The 19959-nt window shown below is 62.0% G+C and carries 20 protein-coding genes; 9 read left to right on the top strand and 11 right to left on the bottom strand.

Features of this window, described 5'->3' with window-relative positions:
- Nucleotides 1–57: 57 nt before the first annotated feature.
- Both B4F51_RS16680 and B4F51_RS16675 read right to left on the bottom strand, forming a co-directional pair.
- Nucleotides 58–456 carry a c-type cytochrome gene (locus B4F51_RS16680; protein ID WP_296227331.1) on the bottom strand — a complete coding sequence of 133 codons (399 nt, stop codon included), beginning with the start codon at nt 454–456 and terminating at the stop codon, nt 58–60.
- A gap of 11 nt (nt 457–467) precedes the next feature.
- A complete protein-coding gene (locus B4F51_RS16675; RefSeq protein ID WP_296227328.1) occupies nt 468–815 on the bottom strand; it encodes a c-type cytochrome in 348 nt (115 codons plus the stop codon).
- A 298-nt stretch (nt 816–1113) separates the two neighbouring features.
- Between B4F51_RS16675 and B4F51_RS16670 the strand changes: the two genes are divergently transcribed.
- The 4 genes from B4F51_RS16670 to B4F51_RS16655 are packed head-to-tail and all read left to right on the top strand — an operon-like array spanning nt 1114 to nt 4144.
- Nucleotides 1114–2007: an AAA family ATPase gene (locus B4F51_RS16670; RefSeq protein WP_296227326.1), complete on the top strand. Its 894-nt coding sequence runs from the start codon at nt 1114–1116 to the stop codon at nt 2005–2007.
- A gap of 13 nt (nt 2008–2020) precedes the next feature.
- Nucleotides 2021–2626: a GNAT family N-acetyltransferase gene (locus tag B4F51_RS16665; protein WP_296227324.1), complete on the top strand. Its 606-nt coding sequence runs from the start codon at nt 2021–2023 to the stop codon at nt 2624–2626.
- A complete protein-coding gene (locus B4F51_RS16660; RefSeq protein WP_296227322.1) occupies nt 2623–2952 on the top strand; it encodes a DMT family transporter in 330 nt (109 codons plus the stop codon). The genes B4F51_RS16665 and B4F51_RS16660 overlap by 4 nt, the downstream gene beginning before the upstream one ends.
- Before the next feature lie 16 nt (nt 2953–2968).
- Nucleotides 2969–4144, top strand: coding sequence for a vWA domain-containing protein (locus tag B4F51_RS16655; RefSeq protein WP_296227320.1), 1176 nt, complete (start codon nt 2969–2971; stop codon nt 4142–4144).
- 88 nt (nt 4145–4232) lie between these two features.
- On the opposite strand, the gene B4F51_RS16650 is transcribed toward B4F51_RS16655, so the two are convergent.
- Entirely contained in the window at nt 4233–5108 is an 876-nt protein-coding gene (locus B4F51_RS16650; RefSeq protein WP_296227318.1) for a spermidine synthase, read from the bottom strand.
- Between the two features lie 8 nt (nt 5109–5116).
- Entirely contained in the window at nt 5117–5875 is a 759-nt protein-coding gene (locus B4F51_RS16645; RefSeq protein ID WP_296227316.1) for a tetratricopeptide repeat protein, read from the bottom strand.
- Nucleotides 5876–6048: 173 nt separating this feature from the next.
- Between B4F51_RS16645 and B4F51_RS16640 the strand changes: the two genes are divergently transcribed.
- Nucleotides 6049–6420 carry an ArsR/SmtB family transcription factor gene (locus B4F51_RS16640; RefSeq protein ID WP_296227314.1) on the top strand — a complete coding sequence of 124 codons (372 nt, stop codon included), beginning with the start codon at nt 6049–6051 and terminating at the stop codon, nt 6418–6420.
- A gap of 27 nt (nt 6421–6447) precedes the next feature.
- Nucleotides 6448–7530: an SRPBCC domain-containing protein gene (locus B4F51_RS16635; protein WP_296227312.1), complete on the top strand. Its 1083-nt coding sequence runs from the start codon at nt 6448–6450 to the stop codon at nt 7528–7530.
- A 160-nt stretch (nt 7531–7690) separates the two neighbouring features.
- Here the strand turns inward: B4F51_RS16635 and B4F51_RS16630 are convergent, their stop codons facing one another.
- Both B4F51_RS16630 and B4F51_RS16625 read right to left on the bottom strand, forming a co-directional pair.
- Nucleotides 7691–8224, bottom strand: coding sequence for a c-type cytochrome (locus tag B4F51_RS16630; protein ID WP_296227340.1), 534 nt, complete (start codon nt 8222–8224; stop codon nt 7691–7693).
- A 106-nt stretch (nt 8225–8330) separates the two neighbouring features.
- Nucleotides 8331–10007, bottom strand: coding sequence for a pyrroloquinoline quinone-dependent dehydrogenase (locus B4F51_RS16625; protein ID WP_414706781.1), 1677 nt, complete (start codon nt 10005–10007; stop codon nt 8331–8333).
- Nucleotides 10008–10405: 398 nt separating this feature from the next.
- On the opposite strand from B4F51_RS16625, the gene B4F51_RS16620 reads away from it, so the two are divergent.
- A complete protein-coding gene (locus tag B4F51_RS16620; RefSeq protein WP_296227307.1) occupies nt 10406–11071 on the top strand; it encodes an ankyrin repeat domain-containing protein in 666 nt (221 codons plus the stop codon).
- 11 nt (nt 11072–11082) lie between these two features.
- Here the strand turns inward: B4F51_RS16620 and B4F51_RS16615 are convergent, their stop codons facing one another.
- The 3 genes from B4F51_RS16615 to B4F51_RS16605 all read right to left on the bottom strand — a co-directional run bounded on the left by B4F51_RS16615 (nt 11083) and on the right by B4F51_RS16605 (nt 15454).
- Complete coding sequence (locus B4F51_RS16615; protein WP_296227339.1) at nt 11083–12081, bottom strand: porin; 999 nt, start codon at nt 12079–12081, stop codon at nt 11083–11085.
- A gap of 197 nt (nt 12082–12278) precedes the next feature.
- The gene (locus tag B4F51_RS16610) at nt 12279–14444 is read right to left on the bottom strand and encodes a TonB-dependent receptor (RefSeq protein WP_296227305.1); all 2166 of its coding nucleotides are present in this window, start codon (nt 14442–14444) and stop codon (nt 12279–12281) included.
- Nucleotides 14445–14941: 497 nt separating this feature from the next.
- Nucleotides 14942–15454: a DUF1993 domain-containing protein gene (locus B4F51_RS16605; RefSeq protein WP_296227304.1), complete on the bottom strand. Its 513-nt coding sequence runs from the start codon at nt 15452–15454 to the stop codon at nt 14942–14944.
- A gap of 451 nt (nt 15455–15905) precedes the next feature.
- Here B4F51_RS16605 and B4F51_RS16600 point away from each other — a divergent pair, with 451 nt between their 5' ends.
- Complete coding sequence (locus tag B4F51_RS16600; RefSeq protein ID WP_296227337.1) at nt 15906–16637, top strand: type IV pili methyl-accepting chemotaxis transducer N-terminal domain-containing protein; 732 nt, start codon at nt 15906–15908, stop codon at nt 16635–16637.
- A gap of 19 nt (nt 16638–16656) precedes the next feature.
- The gene (locus B4F51_RS16595; protein ID WP_414706780.1) at nt 16657–17451 is read left to right on the top strand and encodes a type IV pili methyl-accepting chemotaxis transducer N-terminal domain-containing protein; all 795 of its coding nucleotides are present in this window, start codon (nt 16657–16659) and stop codon (nt 17449–17451) included.
- A gap of 23 nt (nt 17452–17474) precedes the next feature.
- Here the strand turns inward: B4F51_RS16595 and B4F51_RS16590 are convergent, their stop codons facing one another.
- Together B4F51_RS16590 and htpG are read right to left on the bottom strand one after the other, a co-directional pair.
- Nucleotides 17475–17990 (bottom strand): DNA-deoxyinosine glycosylase, encoded by a 516-nt coding sequence (locus B4F51_RS16590; protein ID WP_296227302.1) that lies wholly within the window; start codon nt 17988–17990, stop codon nt 17475–17477.
- Between the two features lie 19 nt (nt 17991–18009).
- Nucleotides 18010–19932 (bottom strand): molecular chaperone HtpG, encoded by a 1923-nt coding sequence (htpG, locus tag B4F51_RS16585; protein ID WP_296227334.1) that lies wholly within the window; start codon nt 19930–19932, stop codon nt 18010–18012.
- Between the last annotated feature and the right edge of the window lie 27 nt (nt 19933–19959).

The following is a 19959-nucleotide window of genomic DNA, read 5'->3' as shown; positions in this document are numbered from 1 at the left end:
CTTAACTGAACGGCATTAGCTCCGAAGAGCGGTTTTTCTTTGCTTGCCGAAGCCAGCTTACTTCTTGAGCACTAGAGAGCCTGGCAGCGATTCGACATACGCGGCGATGTCCTTCAACTCGGCCTGCGTGAACGGGCGCGGCTTGCCGTCTGCACCCGCGGTGGCCGGGTTGCTGTTGACCTGGCCGGCCATGATGGCGTTGCTGCGACCAACCAGCGGGTTGCTGCTGCTCTGGTAGGCCAGCAATGCGTGATAGATGTAGTCGCCATGCTGGCCGGCGAGCTTCGGGTAGTCCGGCGAAATCGGGGCATTCAGGCCGGCGCCGTGGCAAGCCACGCAGCCGCCCTTCTCCACAAGCTGCTTACCCTTTTCCAGATCGGCGGCCTGGGCAGACACGGCAGCGCCCAGGATCAACGCGCCGAGGCTGGACGAGATTGCGAGCGAAATCTTCTTCATGTTCGTCCTCGTCACTTCCGGGGGTTGTTGGGCGTGGCAGCGGTCTGCTGCGAGTAGTACGCGGCCAGGTTGGCGATGTCCTGATCAGTCAGCGACCCGGCGATGGCGCGCATGGTCGGGTGCTTGCGGTCGCCCTTCTGGTAAGCATGCAGCGCGCTTTCGATGTACTTGGCGTTCTGGCCGCCCAGGTAGGGCACGCGGTACACCTCGGGGAACGACGTCTTGTAGTCGGGGATGGCATGGCAGCCGATGCACATCGCGACCTTGGTCTGGGCCGCAGCCGCATCGCCCTGGACGTCCGCGGCGGCGGCCGACGCGGCCAGCGCGCCCAGTGCCACCATGGTGAGGATCTTTTTCATCTCGTTCTTAAGCGTGGAGTTTCAGAATCCTGCTCGCCCTGCCCGCCTTGTTGTCAGCCGGCTGTCTCGCTGGGCGCCTTCACCGGCCACTGACAAGTCATCAGAAGACGGTCGTTTGAGGTGCATCAAACCGGCGCATTGTAGCGCACCCGTTTTTTTTCAGTCCAGTTAGGGGTCCCGTGACTTGACAGCAGGGAATGGCGCGGCCCCGAGGCTCCTGGAAGCACCCGGCGGCAAACACCCAAACTCTTTTATACTGGCCGTTTCCGATTCCTTTACCGCTCAGTAGGCTTGCCCGATGAATCCCACCACTACGCCTGCCTCGCCCAACCAAAGCGCGCGCTTCGAAGGCTCCGACCAGTACGTCGCCACCGACGACCTCAAGCTTGCCGTCAATGCCTCGAGGACGCTGCAGCGCCCGCTGCTCATCAAGGGCGAGCCGGGTACGGGCAAGACCATGCTGGCTGAGGAAGTGGCCGCTGCGCTGGGTATGCCGCTGCTGCAGTGGCACGTGAAATCGACCACCAAGGCGCAGCAGGGCCTGTACGAATACGACGCGGTCTCCCGCCTGCGCGACTCGCAGCTGGGCGACAAGGAAAGTAGCAACCGGGTCCACGACATCCGCAACTACATCGTCAAGGGCGTGCTATGGCAGGCCTTCGAGGCAGATGAGCCCGTCGTGCTGCTGATCGACGAGATCGACAAGGCCGACATCGAATTCCCCAACGACCTGCTGCGCGAGCTGGATCGCATGGAGTTCTACGTGTACGAGACGCGCGAGACCATCCGTGCCCGCCACCGCCCGCTCGTCATCATCACGTCGAACAACGAGAAGGAACTGCCCGACGCCTTTCTGCGCCGCTGCTTCTTCCACTACATCAAGTTTCCGGATGCCGAGACGATGCAGCAGATCGTCGATGTGCACTACCCGGGCATCAAACCCGCGCTGGTCAAGGCTGCGCTGGATGCCTTCTACGAGATGCGCAACCTGCCGGGGCTGAAGAAGAAGCCGTCCACGTCGGAGCTGATCGACTGGCTCAAGCTGCTGCTGGCCGAGGACATTCCGCCGGAATCGCTGCGCAGCCAGGACAAGAACGCCGCCATTCCGCCGCTGCATGGCGCGCTGCTCAAGAACGAGCAGGACGTGCATCTGTTCGAGCGCCTGGTGTTCATGAATCGCGCCAACCGCTGATTGGGACTATGCCATGCCGCGCCTGATCGAGCCCGTCACCCTGTCCGGCCAGCACGCCTGGCTGGAGCCGCTCGGCCCTGAGCACGAAGAGGAAGTCCGCGCCGCGGCGGCCGACGGAGAGCTGTGGCGGCTCTGGTACACCTCCGTGCCCTCACCGGAAAAGGCCAGCGACTGGCTGGCCATTGCGCTGGATATGCGCGAGCGGCTGGGCGCCATGCCCTTCGTCGTTCGCGAGATGCACGACGGAAAACCCGGCAAGGTGGTCGGCGCCACGCGCTTCTTCAACGTGGACGAGGCCAACCGGCGGCTGGAGATCGGCCATACGTGGTACGCAAAATCTGTCCAACGCACAGCCATCAACACGGAATGCAAGCTGTTGCTGCTCACGCACGCTTTCGAAACGCTGCGCTGCATTGCCGTGGAATTCCGCACGCACTGGATGAACCACCAGAGCCGCGCCGCCATTGCCCGCCTGGGTGCCAAGCAGGACGGCGTGCTGCGCAATCACCAGCGCATGCCGGACGGCAGCTTCCGTGACACCGTCGTGTTTTCGATCATCGAATCGGAATGGCTGACCGTGAAGCGCCATCTGCAATACAAGCTGGAGCAACATCGATGAACCCCTGGCTGCTGCTCGCCGCCACGATCGTCTCCGAGGTGATCGGCACCTTGTGCCTGCGCCTGTCGGAAGGATTTTCCAAGCCGATGTGGGTTGTCGGTACGGCCATCTGCTACGGGCTCGCTTTCTGGGGTCTGGCAATCGTCATGAAGCGCATCGACATGAGCATCACGTATGCCGTGTGGTCGGGCGTCGGCACGGTGCTGACGGCCATCGCGGGCATCATGCTCTTCAAGGAAGGGCTGTCGATGGCCAAGCTGTCTGGCATTGGCATGGTGGTGGGCGGCGTGTTGCTGCTGAACCTGAGCAGCGCAGCATCGCATTGAGCGGCAGGAGACAGACATGCTGATCGATTTCTTCTTTACCCTGCGGCACGCCAAGCTGCCGGTCTCGGTCAAGGAATACCTGACGCTGCTCGAAGGGCTCAAGCAGCAGGTCATCGCGCCCTCGCTCGACGAGTTTTACTTCCTGGCACGCATGACACTGGTCAAGGACGAGAAGCACTTCGACAAGTTCGACCAGGCCTTCGGCGCGTACTTCAAGGGCGTGGAAGGCGCCGTTGACTGGCGCGCAGACATTCCGCTCGATTGGCTCATCAAGAAGCTGGAGCGCGTGCTCTCGCCCGAGGAGAAGGCCAAGATCGAAGCCATGGGCGGCCTCGACAAGCTGATGGAGCGTCTGAAGGAACTGCTGCACGAGCAGCACGAGCGCCACGAAGGCGGCAGCAAATGGATCGGCACCGGCGGCACGTCGCCGTTCGGGCACGGCGGCTACAATCCGGAGGGCATCCGCATCGGCGGGCCGTCCAAGGGCAACCGCACAGCGGTCAAGGTGTGGGAAGCTCGCGCGTATCGAGATTACGACGATACGGTGGAACTCGGCACGCGCAACATCAAGGTCGCGCTGCGCCGCCTGCGCAAGTTCGCCCGCGACGGTGCCGATACCGAGCTGGACCTGGACGACACCATTCACTCCACCGCCGCCAACGCCGGCCTGCTCGACATCAAGATGCGCCCCGAGCGGCACAACAACGTCAAGGTGCTGATGCTAATGGACGTCGGCGGCTCGATGGACGACCACATCAAGCGCGTGGAAGAACTCTTCTCCGCCGCCAAGACCGAGTTCAAGCACCTGGAGTATTACTACTTCCACAACTGCGTGTACGAATGGCTGTGGAAGAACAACCGGCGCCGCCATGCGGAGCGCTTCTCCACCTGGGACGTCATTCGCAAATACCCGCCCGACTACAAGCTGATCTTCGTGGGCGACGCGACCATGAGCCCGTACGAGATCCTACAGGTCGGCGGCTCGGTGGAATACAACAACGCCGAGGCCGGCGCGACCTGGCTCAAACGGCTGATCGAGCAGTTCCCGAAGTTCGTCTGGCTCAACCCTGAGCCGGAAGGCCTGTGGGAATACCGCCAGTCCATCTCGGTCATCAACCAGATCGTGAAGACGCGGATGTACCCGGTGACCATCGCCGGGCTGGAATCGGCGATGCGGTTGTTGACGAAGTAAGGGATTGGTTTTTGATTTGGCCCAGTGGTGCACCCCCGGTTTCATCCCCTGCCGGGGATGAAACAAAGAATGGCCCAAAAACAAAAATTCAAATCGCCAACATGTCTTCCTGACCGGCGTTGGCGCTGCGCAACCCCTCCGCCCAGCCCTTGGTCGGCAGCTTGAGCGATGCCTGCAGCGCCGCCGCGCGTGCCTGCACGTCCTCCCAGCTCACCTGCAGCGGCGGGCCATTGAAGGCGAGCGCGATGACGTTGCCGTCATGCACTTCGGGGAAGACGAGCACGCGGTTGTCGAACGCATCACAGATGCGCTCGATGTTGCGCGGGAAGCTGGTGTGGTCGCCGAACAGGTTGATGGTCATTACACCGGGCGAGCGCAGAACTTGGCGGCACGCGCGGTAGAACGCCGGCGTGTCGAGCACGGGCCCGCGTGCAGTGGCGTCGTACAAGTCGATCTGCAATGCATCGACGGTGCCGTAATGGCTGGCGTCCATGACCCAGTCGTAGGCGTCCTGCTCCAGCACACTCAGGCGCGCATCGTTGAACGGCATGTTGAACATGCTGTGCGCCGCGACAATCACCGACGGGTTCAGCTCCACCGCCGTCACCTGCGCAGGCGCAAGCTGGCGGTGGCAGAACTTGGTCAGCGCAGCCGCACCGAGGCCAAGTTGCACCACGTGGAAATCCGGGCGCGAAGCCGGGTCGAGGAACAGCAGCCACGCCATCATCTGCTGGGCGTATTCCAGCTCGATGGCGTCGGGCTTGGACAGGCGCATGGCGCCTTGCACCCACTCTGTGCCGAAGTGCAGGTAACGCACGCCGGACAGTTCGGAGAACGTGACGGGTGCGAAGCGCGGGGCCATGCGCTTCGGTTCATCATCATGGTCAAGACGATCCTCACGCTTGGCGCGGGCAAGACGGCGCGAGGCCACGGCCTCGATAGATTTTCGTTTCAACAAAGTCATAAAGCGGATCAACGGGAAGAGTTCTGGGCAGCCTGGGCACGCTGCAGCCATTCACGGTTGTGGTCTTTGGCGTAGCGCGTCCAGTGCTTGGCGTCGCGCAGGATGTCGTCGAACAACGTCTGAGCGCGTTGTTTGTCGGCACCGTTGTTCTGGGCGAGCAGCCATTCACCGAACAGGCAGCGTGCGGCGGCATCGTTGGCATAAGTCAGCGCCTGCTCGAAAGCTTCGCGCGTATTGGGCGCGCCGGTAGCAGCCAGCGCACGCGCATAGAGCAGCGTCGTATCAGGCTGCTGGCGCGTGACGCGGTGCATCTCGAACAGCGTTTCCAGCGTGCCCTTGGCGAGGGCCGCATCGTCCGTGGCGAACTGCGCACGGGCAAGGCCCAGCAGCACAGCCGGGTCGCCGGAGAACGGGCCGGTGGCAGCTTGCTCGAAGTGCTCGCGTGCCTCCTTGGCATCGCCGGCTTCGAGCAGCGCTTCGCCCAGGCGCAGGCGGTGCTGCACGGTCGGCGCACGGTCGAAGTCGTTGCGTGCCTCGCGCACGGCGCGGTTCGGGTCGATCAGTTGGGTAACGGCGCGGCTCGCCACGCGGGCACCGCGCGAATGACGCATCTCCGGCAGGTAGATCGCAAAGAAATACACCACGCTGCCCAGCAGCGGAAACGCGAACAGGATGAACAGCCAATACATGTTCTGGTTGCTGCGCACCACGTGCACAGCAAAGAACAGCGCGACGATGACGTGAAACCCAATTCCAAGAAACGGCATGTTGAGGCCCGATAGCAAAACGTGCCGACGCCCCCGCGCCGACCACGGGCGCGATTGTGACAGATGCGAGGAAGCAAAAACGTGATTGCTGCTTAACGTTTGGGCTTCAGGCATTTCCAAAGCCTCATGTAACTGGCCTTGACTTTCATTTAACCGATAGGTTAAATGAAAGCATGCCGACCCCTGACGACACCCTTTCAACCGTCTTCGCCGCCCTAGCCGACCCCACGCGCCGGGCCATCCTGGCGCGCCTGGCCGAAGGCGAAGCGCCGGTGAGCGAACTCGCCCGCCCGTTCGACATGTCCGCCCCGGCTGTCTCCAAGCACCTGCGCGTGTTGGCCGAGGCCGGACTGATCGAGCGCGAAGTCAACGCGCGCTGGCGCATCTGCCACCTGCGCCCCGGTGCCCTGCGCGATGCGCACGGCTGGCTGGAACGCTACCGCCGGCATTGGGAGGACAACCTCGATCGCCTGGTCGCCTTTGTCGAGCAAACCCACGCCGCAGCTCCGCCCCCGGACGCGGACACCCCTCCTGCCAAGGACTAACGACTCACCGAAAACCCGGAGACCACCATGGACCGCGCCGCCACGTTCGAACTGGAGATGACCCGCCATATCCGCGCACCGCGTGAGCGGGTCTTCGATGCCTTTACCGATCAGGCCGCGCTGGCGGTCTGGCATTGCCCGCGCGGCATGGGCGTGCTGGAGGCCAGCGCCGACGCGCGTGTCGGCGGCCAATACCGCATCGTCATGGGCGCCCGCGACGGTGAGCAGCACGTGGTCACTGGCGAATACCAGTTGCTCGACCGCGCCAACTTCCTCGCCTACACCTGGGGCTGGGAATCCGGCGAAATGCCTGCCAGCGCCCGCACACTGATCGAAGTCACGCTCACCGACCAGGACGGCGGCACGCGCCTGCACATGCGCCACAGCGGCTTCCCCGACGAGTCCACACGCGACTCGCACACCGGCGGCTGGCAGTCCGTCTTCAACCGGCTGAGCGACTACCTGGACCCGGAAGGCAGCGCCGGCACGCTTACTGTCTACGGCAATCCGCGCAGCACCTATTGCCGCACGGTACGCATGGCGCTTGAAGAAAAGGGCCTGCGCTACACGCTCAATCCGCTCGCACCGCATACGCCCGAGTTGCTGGAGCACAACCCGTTCGGCCGTGTACCTGCGTTCAGCGACGGGCCGATCGAGTTCTATGAAACACGCGCCATCCTCAGCTATATCAACGATGCCTTCGACGGCCCGAACCTGATACCGCAAACCGGCCCCACGGCCCGCGCCCGCAACGAGCAATGGATCAGCCTGATCAACTGCCACGCATATGACGCGATGGTGCGCCGCTACGTGCTGCAGTACATCTTCCCCAAGGGCGAGAACGGCCAGCCAGACCGCAAGGTGATCGACGCCGCGGTGCCGGAGATCGCCACGCAGCTCAACGCGCTGGAACAAGCCTATGGCGAGCGTGATTATCTGGTCGGCAATACGGTCTCGATGGCCGACCTGTTCCTCGCTCCGATCATGATGTACCTGGGCATGTTCCCCGAAGGCGCTGCGCTGCTGGAAGGTTGCCCGAACATCCGACGCGCGCAGGCGGTCATGCGTGCGCGGCCGAGCTTTTCCGCTACGCAGCCGCAGTTGGGCTGAGGCTGGAATGCAAGACACCGACACCCCGACCACCGCGGCTGCGCGAGCGCCACAAGATCAGGCGGCGCGGCAGCCGCCCTACCATCAGGGAATGGAGGCGCATCCAACCTTGCCCGCACAAAAGAGATGAAATCGCATGCCGGCGCTTCTGCGTGCCGGCTTATTGCAGGTTGGCGACGTAGTTGGCGAGGTTCTGGATATCCTCGTCCGAGAGGGTCTTGGACACGCTGGTCATGTTGCCGGCATCGTTCGTGCGTCTGCGGGCGCGAAAATCTTCGAGCTGCTTAACGATGTAGGCGTAGTGCTGACCTGCAACGCGCGGCATCTCATTTTGCCCGGTAAAGCCGCCCAGATGACACATGGTGCAGAGCACCTCATCGGCCTTCTTGCGGCCAGCATCCACTCTGCGTGCATCTGCATTGAATGGAACCGCCAGTGGCTTCTGAGAAGAAAAATAATCGGCGAGATCCTGCATATCCTCGCGCGATAGCGGAGCCGCCATCGGGCTCATGCTGGGGTCGCTACGCCGGCCTTCCTTAAAATCCTTCAACTGCAGATAGATGTAGCGCGCGGTCTGACCAGCCAGCACGGGGAATGCGGGGTTGGTCGAGTTGCCCATCGGGCCGTGGCAGGCCATGCAGGCTTCCGCTTTGCGCTTGCCGGCCACCGGATCGGCGTATCCGTCATTGACCATACACGCAAGCAGGGTCGCCGCCAGCGCCAATACCGGCCACGACATACCCGTCGAACGGGTTGGTCGAGGCCGGCTATTCAGGAAATGCGGCTTATGCATCGACGCACTACTGCAAGGCAAACACGAATACGCTGTTGCCTCGCTTGAAGTCGAGCTGCGTATTGCCCCCTGCGGCCACCGCCACGTATTGCTTGCCGCCCACCATGTACGAAACTGCAGGTGCATTGACGCCGGCTCCGCATTGGAACTGCCACAACATCTTTCCGTTGGCCGCGTCGAAGGCCCTGAACAGGCCATTGCCTTCCCCGTTGAACACAAGACCCCCAGCCGTAGCAAGCACGCCGCCGATCAGTGGCTGCTCGGTCTTGTAGTCCCAGACCACCTTACCGGTATCAATATTGACGGCTGACAGCTTGCCCCACTGCGCTTCGGATGGAATCGTCTTGAAGGCTCCACCCAGCCAGAGCTTGCCGCCCGGATACGCGGCATCTTCCACCTGATAAGTCATCGGCTGATGCAGGTTGGCCGCATAAGCCAGCCTGGTTTTCGGGCTGAACGCCATCGGAGACCATTCCACGCCGCCATTTGCGCCCGGCAACATGCGCGCACCGGTGGGAGTGGGTAGCGTCCACATGTTTTCCTGCGGAATCATAGCTTGCGAGAAGCGGATGAGGCGGCCGTCACGCAAATCATGCACATAGACATGTCCTGTCTTGCCGCCATGAATAACGCCCGGAATCATGCGTCCGTCGTTGTCCTTGACGTTGACCAGGATTGGAGGGCTGGTCGCGTCGAGATCCCATACATCGTGAGCGATGTATTGAGAATGCCACTTGTAAGCGCCCGTATCGAGATCGACTGCGACCATGGAATCGGTGTACAGGTTGTCTCCAGGGCGAATCACGCCATACAGATCGGGCGACGGGTTACCCACCACAAACACCACCAGGCGGTTCTTGCGGTCGATTGCCGGAGGCATCCAGACACCACCGCCAAGGGTCTTGTAGAAGTCCCCGCCTTTGTCGGCGAGCTGCTTCTTCTCGGCAGCGATGTTGCGCTTCATGTCGCGACCCGTTGCGTCCTTGGTCGCCCATACACCTTCTTGGCCTTTTTCCGGAATCGTGTAGAAAGTCCAGAGCAGCTTGCCGTCCGTTGCGCTGAATGCTTTCACGAAGCCACGAATGCCATATTCGCCGCCGTTGGTTCCGATCAGGACCTTATCCTCAACCACTACCGGGGCCATCGTTTCCGAATACCCCAACTCTGGATCGGCAATCTGCGTTTCCCATAACAACTTCCCGGACTTGACATCCAGCGCCACCAGCTTGGAATCAAGCGTACCCATATACAGGCGGCCGCCGCTGACAGCAACGCCACGATTGTTCGGCCCGCAGCAAAAGGTCGTGACCGATCCCATCTTGTGCTTGTAATGCCAGAATTCCTTGCCCGTCACCGCGTCTATTGCATAGACGTGGTTGTATGACGTGGTCAGAAACATCACGCCGTCGACAACAATGGGCGCGGTCTCCATTGATTCAAGCACGGCGGTCTGAAACACAAAGGCCGGCCTAAGCTTCGACACATTCGTGGTGTTGATTTGCGTACCCGGGTAATAGCGGGTTTGCGCATAAGAACCATTCGAGATCAGCCAATCGTTGGCATTGCCGCCAGCGGCATCAAGCTGGACCTGCGTCACCGGCGGCAACGCTTTCGTCACAGAGGTACCGCTTGTCGCTGCGCCCCCCTGAATCTCCTCTGCCCCATGAGCGGAGGCCCCGATCATCGCAAGCAAAAGCAGAGGAATGGAAATGCGTGAAAGGCGTGGTCGGAGCATGGCGATCCCCTTTTTTGGCTGTTACTTGCCTTGTCCTTTCCCGAGGCACAGACGCACAGGAGCGCAGTCGCATCGTCCGACTGGTCCGGGATGTCAGGCAGTATAGGAAAGGACGCGCACAAAACAACCTTGCACCGCGCAATCATGCAGGACCACTGCACAACAGCATGCGCCTATGGAAATGCGGTGCATCTGAACGCCTTGAATTTGCTCGGCTTGCTGACCACACTTGTCTGGCAGTTGGAAGCGACCTGCCGTTCGTTATCCCAAGCGTAAGCATGCACCTGGGATGGCAACGTTTGGCAGTTGAATCAGGCGCCGGATATACCGCAGAGTGAGGAAGCGCTATGACGAAATTCATGGGGTGGCGCAAAGGAGCCGCCGTGGCGCTGTGCAGCGTAGGCCTGCTCAGTGCGCCAGTCGTTGCAGGCGACGAGATCAACCCGAACGTTCGGCTGCTGGCAGCAGCGCGAGCGGGTGACACGACTGCGGTCAATGTTGCCCTGTCGCTAGGGGCGACCGTCGATGCCCACAACCGCATTGGCGAAACGTCATTGCTGACGGCCTGCCAACGCGGATGGATCGACATGGCTCGCACGCTAATCGACCATGGCGCCAACGTCAGCCAAGCCAGTGCGAACGGCATTACGCCACTGATCGCCGCAGCATTTGGCGGCTACGATGAGATCGTTGCCATGCTGCTTGCGCACCATGCCAACCTATCGGCCACCGACCGCATCGACAAGACGGCGATGGTGTATGCCGCCGGGCGCGGCCACACGGGTGTCGTGCGCCAGTTGATCGAGGCAGGAGTCGATGTCAACGCAACCTACAACAACGGCCTGACCGCCCTCATGTGGGCGGCAGGCTACGATCAACTCGACACAGCCAGCCTGCTGCTCTCGCGAGGTGCCAAGACGGATCTGCGCGACAACCGCGGCATGACCGCACGTGACATAGCTGCACAAACCGGTGCATCGAAGGTCATGAACCTGCTCGACACATCACACTGACAAGACAACCATCAGAACCGATGGAGGACGCCGACCTGCCCGCCAGTCAGGGCAGCGCCAGGATAGGCTGGTGGAATGCCTGTGACGGTGACGCCACGCATCGTGTATTTGGCGCCGCCGCGATTGTTCAGCCGTGACAGCGTGGCATAAAGTTCAGTGCGCTGCGACAGCGTGTAGCGGTACATGGCACTGATTTGATCGGCGTTTCCGCTACCGGCTGCGCGATCTGCCACGTAGGCGTAGCCCAGCGCAACGCTGCTCGCACCAGCGAAATAGTAGCGCGCCGACACGCTGTACACATTCTTGTGAACGAGGTTCGCGGTCTGCCTGCCCGCATAGGCAGCCGCAAACAATTGAATATTGCCAAGGCGATAGGAGCCGCCACCGAAGTACGCGCGGGTCACGCCGGTGCCAGAGGCATCATGGACTTCCTGCATCGCAACAAGCGCATTGAGCGGGCCACGACGGTAATCGAGCACGGCATGGAAGTTATTGACTTGCGTGCGCTGCACCATGGTGTCATCGCGAAGACCTACCATCACGATGGCGCTCAGTCCGCCAAGTTCAGGGGTGCGGTACCTGACTGCCTTGTTGATATACGGCGTGATGGTGGAGAAGTTGTTCAGGCCTGAAGCCATCGTTCCCGCACCGAACGCGTCGAGCGCCCCCTTGGCGGGGAGGTAAAGGGGAGAAGGCTGACGCCCCATCCGCAACTCGCCCCAGCCTCCTGATGCGCCAATCCAGGCTTGGCGATTGAACAAGGTGCCTGGCACGGAGAACGTGCCATCGTCACTGCCAAAGCCATTTTCGAGCTCGAAGATCGCACGTGTGCCACCGCCAAGAGCCTCGCCGCCGCGCAATCCGAACCGCGAACCGCGTGCGCTGCCTGAATCCATGCGGGTGGTTGTCGAGTTGCCGTTATGCGTGATCTCGACACTGGTATCGAATAGGCCATAGAGCGTGACGCCAGAATCCGCAACCGCGGGGCATGCTGCGGCGAGCAGCGTCACCAAGCTGGCGTTTCGAAGAATCCGGCGCAACTGCACGCGAGTCATCGAGATCGAATATGGATGCCGCATCGTGAGTTTCAGGGTGCATTGTGTTGTGACGCGACCCAAGCGCGGCGCCACGCCTTCGGCCGAGCGAATTGGCCAGGACGCATCCTTGATGGATGCTGGTGCATTTGGAATCGGATGGTTCCGGCAAGTCAACGTCCGGTCCACTCGTAACGCACGCCAACCAGGAACAATCTCGGCGCGCCGGGCGCAACAAATCGCTCGGTAGGGATTGTTGCGCCCGGCTGCAGCAGCGTGCCATTCGGAAATACGCTCAGGCCAGCCTGCCCGTAGGTTTCATAGCGCCGATTGAATACGTTGTCGACGCGCGCGTAGAGTTGCCAGAATCGATCGACCTGCCAGGTGGCGCGCAGATTGAAAATCGCAAAGCCGGCGGTTTGTGCAAACGAAGCGCTCTGCGCATTGAGCGCGCCGTCTTCATTGTTCGCAACCGGGCGGGAAGATGAGACGATCATGCTGCCACCCAGCGTGAGGCGCGACGTGGCTCGCCAGTCGGTGTCCAATTTGAAGCTGTGCAGCGGTACGCCGGCCACGCGCATGCCTTGACGAACGCTGACCGGTGCGGCAAACGGTGTCTGGAGCTGTCCGTCTGCCTGATAGGTGGATTGCAGATAGCTGTAGCTGCCGCGCAGCGTGACCTGCCCCAGCTTTTGCTGCGCCCCCAGTTCCAAACCCTGACTGCGGGTTCTGGGAACGTTGGTAAAGAAACCCAACGGACTGACAGGCGAGCGCTCGAACAGAATGTCGTCACGGTTGTCGCTGCGATAGAGCGCCACGGTAACGTTGGCCGTGCTGCCAATCTTCCAGCGTCCTCCAAGTTCGTACGTGCGGGAGACCACCTGCCGCAGGTACGGATCCGCTTGCAGCCCCGTCGGCAGCTGGCAGGCGTGGTTAGGGTCGGCGCAACCAAGCTCGATGGCGGTCGGCATGCGCGTGCCTTGCGATGCCGACGCGAACACCGTCAGCCCTTCTACCAGCCGGTGCGTCATCCCGATCGCGGGATTGAGCCTCGAAAATGTGAAACGCTCTTCCAACGCATTGGGCAGCGTCATTGTGGTGTGGGTCTGTGCACGATTCCAGCGCACGCTGACAGTGAGATACGTCTGCGGCAGCACGTGAATCGTGTCGGACGCGTACAGGCTTGTTGTCGTCGTTCGGCCATCCAGGGTAGCGTTGACGGTCAAGGGAGATGCGGTGCCGGCAACCGCCAACCGTGCCGCATCGAATTGAGCACCTTGTGATGCCTGCTGGTAGCTTGCACGGCCCAGATCAAATGCTGCGCCGAGCAGGGCGTTATGGGTTTGCCCGCTATGCGACCACTGCACGGAGATGCCGCCGTTGCGCGCGCCGACGGCGGAGTGGTTCATGGTTGCACTCGCTGGAGCATTGCCCAGCTCGCATTCCGCGCGCGAGGCATTGCCTTGGCAGTCCTGCAGGACGCCAAGGTAGGCATCACTCACGTCGCCGGTGACCGCATCGGCATGGCTCTGACGTAGATAGACGACCAGCTCGATCTGATCTTTCGCATTGAATTGATGCGTTCCATTCAATGCCAACTGAAAAGCACGCGTGCGAGCGATATCGGCCGCGGTGTAGTACGCGTTGCGCCTAGCCGCATAGATGCTGTCGGGCAGGAGGCCATTTCCGGCGAGCGAACTATCGCCGCCGAGCAAGCTCACGTTCCACTGTGTGTCGGTGGTGGATCGTCCGATCTTCGTAAAGAGATTGCCGACCCAGCTCCCGGACGCATCGCGCCAGCCATCCTCGCGGAAGCCGGTACCGGCAACATAGGCATGCCAACCATCCCCCAGTTCCTTGCCGGCGCCGAGATCGAGCCGCGCACGGCCGTAACTGCCCACGCTCAGATCAGCTTCCACGCCGGGATGCGTTTCACCGGATTTCGTCGTCAATGCCAGCGCACCGCCCAGCGTGTTCAATCCATAGAGCGGATTGCTTCCCGGGACCAGCGTAACGGAGCGGATCGCCGCCTCTGGAATCGCCGTCCAATCGATGATGTCGCCCAGCGTCGAGTTCTGGCGCACGCCATCTAGGTACAGTGACAGGCCTTGCGCGGCCCCGAGGGTAGGAGACAGCCGATAACCGCGATACTCAATGTCTTTGGCGAACGCGTTGCCCTGAATGTCGTTTGTGGTGACGCCAGCCATCGATTCCGACAGGAACGATGACAAGTTACCCGACTTCGCCCGCTCAATATCGGCGTCGGTGGCGGTTTGCACATTGCCCGGAAATGCCTCGCGCGGGATCGAGAACGCGGGTAGCGGAGCGGGGGCAACCACGACTGTCTCGCTGAGGTTGTGGACTTCGTCCGACAGCCCAGACTCTGGGGAAGCGGCAGCAACGACATTCGACGATCCCACCACAACCGTCGCGCATGCCAGACCGATCGCCCGGCGCGGGGCTCGCCTTAATCTGGCTTGGCGCAATCGGCTCGAAGGGGATGGCATGTCCTTGCAGATGGGGCAAAGTCATGGATCGGTACGGTGCGGGTACCACGGGCTTCTTGTAGAAGGACGCCGCTGCTAAGGACTATAGAACACGGTTCGGTAACGGCCATCCGAAAGTGCGGCGATGTCGTATCCGACCATGAGATGGACGAGCGTGACGAAACAGGCAAAAAGAGGAGCCGTCGGCCAACATAGCCGACTGCACTCTGACTCTGACAGCCACCTTGCGCCCCTAGACTGAAGGCAACGTCCGGCAGTGCCCTGAGTGTCGAGAGCCCAACGCCGAGGCGGCGCAGAAAACCACCGCGCCGCCCTACCCCCGGCGACACTCAATCCGGCCGGCCAAGATAATCAAACTTGCCGATCTCCACACCGTTGTGCCGCAGCAGCGCGTAGGCGGTGGTGACGTGGAAATAGAGGTTCGGCAGCGCGAAATCGCGCAGGTAATCGAGGCCAACGAACTGCAGCTCGCGCGTCGGCGTCTTGAGTGTGATCGAATGGTCCTCGCTGCCGGCAAAGGCCGCCGGGTCGATGCTGTTGACGAAATCCAGCGTCTTGGCGATGCGCTCCTTCAGCTCGGGAATGGTCGTCTCGACATCGGGGTGCGACGGCGGGTTGTTGCCCGACAGACGCGCGGCTGCGCCCTTGGCTGCGTCGCAGGCAATCTGCACCTGTCGCACCAGCGGATACATGTCGGGCGCCAGGCGCGCGCTCAACAGGTTGGCTGGGTCAAACTTCCTGGCTTCTGCGTGCGCGGCAGCCTTGTCGAGCAAGACCGACAGGTTGCCGAGCATGTGGTTGACGGTCGGCACCAGAAACTCGTACATCGAAAGTGTGGTCATCTGAAACGCTCCCCTTGGTCTCATACGATGTTGCGCTCTTATGCGCAGGGCACACAGTGTAGGCCGGACCGCCCTGCTGCTGCTCAACGATGGGGAAACAATGGCGGATGCTCCCGCACGCGCCTCGGCATGATGCATGTAGCACGAGATTAGTGCAGCCAGCCCCACCGTACATTGCCGGATTGGGGTCGAAGCCCGCCTGCGCACCAGCGCGCCCACACGTAAAGCGTGGCATGGCTATTGCATGGGCAAGCACAGGGGCCAATGGCGGCCCCGATCCACATTGGCAAGTCGCAATGACGCGCCCCGCAAGGGGCGTCCGGGGCAACGGCGCTCCGAAGCGAAATGGCAGCAACCCGGGCAACCGGCACGCGGGCCGCTCGCTTCGGGGCGCTTTTTCTTTGGTCAACGCGAACACGCGCCAAAGTCGACACCACCTGCAAGGCATGACATGAACGCGCCCCTGAACCAGACATTTCCGGCTGAAATCTCCGTCGAGACCATTGGCGAGCTGATCAACCTGTCCGGAAGGCAGCGCATGCTGTCGCAACGGATCGTGCTGCAGATGCTGCTGGCCGCGAAGGGTGAGGCGGCCGCGCTCGAGATCGCACGCACCTGCTTGGCGACGTTTGCGGCAGCGCATGCGGATCTTGTCGAGGGCAATGCGCGTTTGCCGGGCGCGTTCTCCGACGACTTGCGGCAGTTGTACTTTGGCAAGCTGCGGGGCGACGCGCGTGTCCGCGATTTCATTGTCCTGGCCAAAACCGCCATGGATACCTTGACCGCAGGTACCGCCCAGCGGAACCCCTCCCTCGACGCGCTGGTGGCGCAAGCCACACCGATACTTGATCTGCTGCAAACCATCACCCAGGCCTATCAACAGACAATGCACGTGTGCGAAATCGCCCTGCGCAAGCGTCAGGCCGAGATCGCTGAACACCTCAGCCGTATTTCGATGCAGGCAAACATCGTCGCGATGAATGCACGCGTTTCGGCCGCGCGGGCGGGGCCGTACGGGCGGGAATTCTCGGTCATCACCACGGTGCTTGCAGACATCATCCAGGAAATGGACCAACTGATCCGCCACGTCGTTGGCTCAAACGACGCCGCGCAGTCCGGCACGGGCGCAGATCGCAAATCGAAACCGGCATCGCAAACGTCCTGGCACATGTCGTTGCGTTGATCAAGACACGGAGATTCACTTGAGGCCCTACCTGTACTTCATCCGCTTGCTGGTCTGCGCAGCCCTGCTCTCCGGTCTGGTGGCGAACACCTGCGCACAGCCGCTGACCATCAATGCGGCCGTCAACAAGGCAGGCCGTCAACGCATGCTGTCGCAGCGCATGGCCAAGGCGTATTGCCAGATTGGGCTGGGTGTGGAGGTCGAGCAATCGAAGAAGATTCTCGATCAGTCAGTCGCACTATTCGACCGGCAGCTTGCAGAGCTGAAGGCATTCGCGCCCACGCCCGAGATCAAGGACACCTACGCCAAGCTTGAGCAGAACTGGCTCGTCTACAAGCAGTTGCTCACGGGCAGCGCCCCGAACCTTGAGAACGCAAAGAAGATCGCGCAAGCCAGCGAAGGCGTACTGAAAATCGCCCAACAGGGCACAGCGCAACTTGAAGAGCATTCGGGCACATCAGCGGGCAAGCTCATCAACGTAGCTGGCCGCCAGCGGATGCTGTCACAACGCATCGCCAAGCTCAGCATGTTCCGCGCCTGGGATATCACCTCTGCGCAGATGACGCAGGAACTCGATTCGGCCATGAAGGAATTTGCCGCGGCTCAGGCGCTGCTCACCTCGGCGCCGCAGAACACCGCGGCGATCCGCAACGAACTGCAATTGGCCAACACGCAGTGGCTCTTCTTCGCAGAGGCGCTCAAACAATCGGAAGGCACCCGCGCGGAGCAGTTGAGAAACGTCGCCACGACAAGCGAGCGCATTCTTCAGGTGATGGATGACGTGACGGGCCTGTATGAGGGCGTGGCCCGATAGCGCGTCCGACGCGCGCCCGTCCGCTACCGCATTGAACGCGCCGGCATCGACAGCCACGCCCGCAGCGTCTGCCAGGCGTGCAGCTTGTCAGAGTAGGACATCGTGTAGGCCGGGCTGCTGGAGGGTAGTTTGACGACGGCGTGATCGTTGCCGATCTCACCCAGCGCCTTCATGCCGATGCGAGCGGCGGTGCCCCCGTTGAAGGCAATCACCGCCAGCCTGGGCAAGGATGCGATCAAGCCAGCCAGATCGTTGCCGGCGTGATCGCGAATCTTGCTATCGAGGCTGCCCTCGCGCTTCGCTTCGGCCACCACATCCCATAGGCCGACGCGGTGCGCCAGGAGTGTTTGCAGCCGCTCGGCATAGGCGATGCCAGGCAGTTCCTCGCCAATGACATCGCCGATCAATCGCCAGAACTGGTTGTGCTTGTAGGCGTAATACTGCGCTTGCGCAAGCGATGCCTCCCCAGGCAGGCTGCCCAGGATCAACACGCGCGTATGCGCGTCGACCACGGGCGGAAAGCATCGCTTGAGCGTCACGCTGTAGGCAAAGATCCGATCAGGCCAGCAGGCGGTTCACGCGCTGCACGTAGGCCGCCGGATCTGTCAGAGAACCCCCTTCAGCCAGCAGTGCCTGATCGAATAGCACGTGCAGGCGATCCTCAAAGGCAGCACGGTCGGCTTCGTTGCCCGTGATGGTCTCCAGCAGCGCCAGCTTACGCACCAGCGGGTGCGTCGGGTTCAGCTCCAGCACCGGCTTGGTGTCGGGCGCCTTCTGGCCGGCCTGCTTCAACAGACGCGCCAGCGTGCCGCTGATGTCACCCTCATCGGCCACCAGGCACGACGGCGAATCGGTCAGACGGTGCGTGATACGCACGTCCTTGGCCTTGTCGGCCAGCACGGCACGGGCAGCGTCGACCAGCGCTTTGAACTCGCCTTCCACCTTGGCTTGCTCGGCTTTCTCGGCCTCGTCTTCCATTGCACCGAGGTCGAGATCGCCGCGCGCGACCGACACCAGCTCCTTCTCTTCGAAGTCGTGCAGGAACGAGAGCATCCACTCGTCCACGCGGTCGGTCAGCAGCAGCACTTCCACGCCCTTCTTGCGGAAGACTTCCAGGTGCGGGCTCGACTTGGCAGCCGTCCAGTTCTCGGCCGTCACGTAGTAGATCTTGTCCTGACCTTCCTTCATGCGGCCGAGGTAGTCGGCCAGCGAGACGGTCTGTGCGCTGTCGTCGTTGTGCGTGGAAGCAAAGCGCAGCAGCTTGGCGATGCGGTCCTTGTTGGCGTGGTCTTCACCGATGCCTTCCTTGAGCACCTGGCCGAAGTGCTGCCAGAAGGTGGCGTACTTCTCTTTTTCGGCTGCATCATCGGACTCGGCCATCGATTCGAGCATGCCCAGCACGCGCTTGGTCGAGCCCTCGCGGATGGCCTTCACGTCGCGGCTTTCCTGCAGGATTTCGCGCGAGACGTTCAGCGGCAGGTCGGCCGAATCGATCACGCCCTTGACGAAGCGCAGGTAGCCCGGCAGCAGTTGCTCGGCGTCGTCCATGATGAAGACGCGCTTGACGTACAGCTTCAGGCCGCTGCGGCGCTCGCGGTCCCACAGGTCGAACGGCGCGTTGGTCGGGATGTAGAGCAGTTGCGTGTATTCGCTGCGGCCTTCCACGCGGTTGTGCGTCCAGGCGAGCGGCTTGCCGTCTTCGTGGGCAATGTGCTGGTAGAACGCGATGTACTGATCGTCGGTCACGTCGGCACGCGGGCGGGCCCACAGGGCGCTGCCCTGGTTGATGGTTTCCCACTCGTCCTGGGCGACCATCGTTTTCTTCTCTTCGTCCCACGCTTCCTTGCGCATCTGGATCGGCAGGGAGATGTGATCCGAATACTTCTGCACGACCGACTTGACGCGCCAGGCGGAGAGGAAATCATCCTCGCCCTCGCGCAGGTGCAGCGTGATCGTGGTGCCGCGCTCGGCGCGCTCAATCGTATCGACGGTGAATTCGCCGTCGCCCGCGCTTTCCCAGCGCACGCCTTCATTGGCGGCCACGCCGGCGCGGCGCGATTCCACTGTCACGCGGTCAGCCACGATGAAGGCGGAGTAGAAGCCCACGCCAAACTGGCCGATCAGCGCCGCATCTTTCTGCTGGTCACCCGAGAGCTGGCTAAAGAACTCGCGCGTGCCCGAGCGGGCGATGGTGCCGAGGTTGCGGATGGCCTCGTCGCGGCTCATGCCGATGCCGTTGTCGGCAATGGTGATGGTGCGTGCCGCGGCATCGAAGCCGATGCGGATGCCAAGCTCGCCGCCGCCTTCCAGCAGCGACGGATTGGCGATGCCCTCAAAGCGCAGCTTGTCCACCGCATCCGACGCATTGGAAACCAGCTCGCGCAGGAAGATTTCCTTGTTGCTGTACAGCGAGTGGATCATCAGATGCAGAAGCTGCTTCACTTCTGCCTGGAAAGCCATCTTCTCGTGCGGTGCGCTCATGGTGTGCATAAAAAGTCTGGAAAGTGG

This window comes from Ralstonia sp. UBA689, from assembly GCF_002298975.1.
Lineage (GTDB): Bacteria > Pseudomonadota > Gammaproteobacteria > Burkholderiales > Burkholderiaceae > Ralstonia.
The sequence above is the reverse complement of the archived record's forward strand: the minus strand, read 5'-3'. Positions and strand labels throughout refer to the sequence as shown.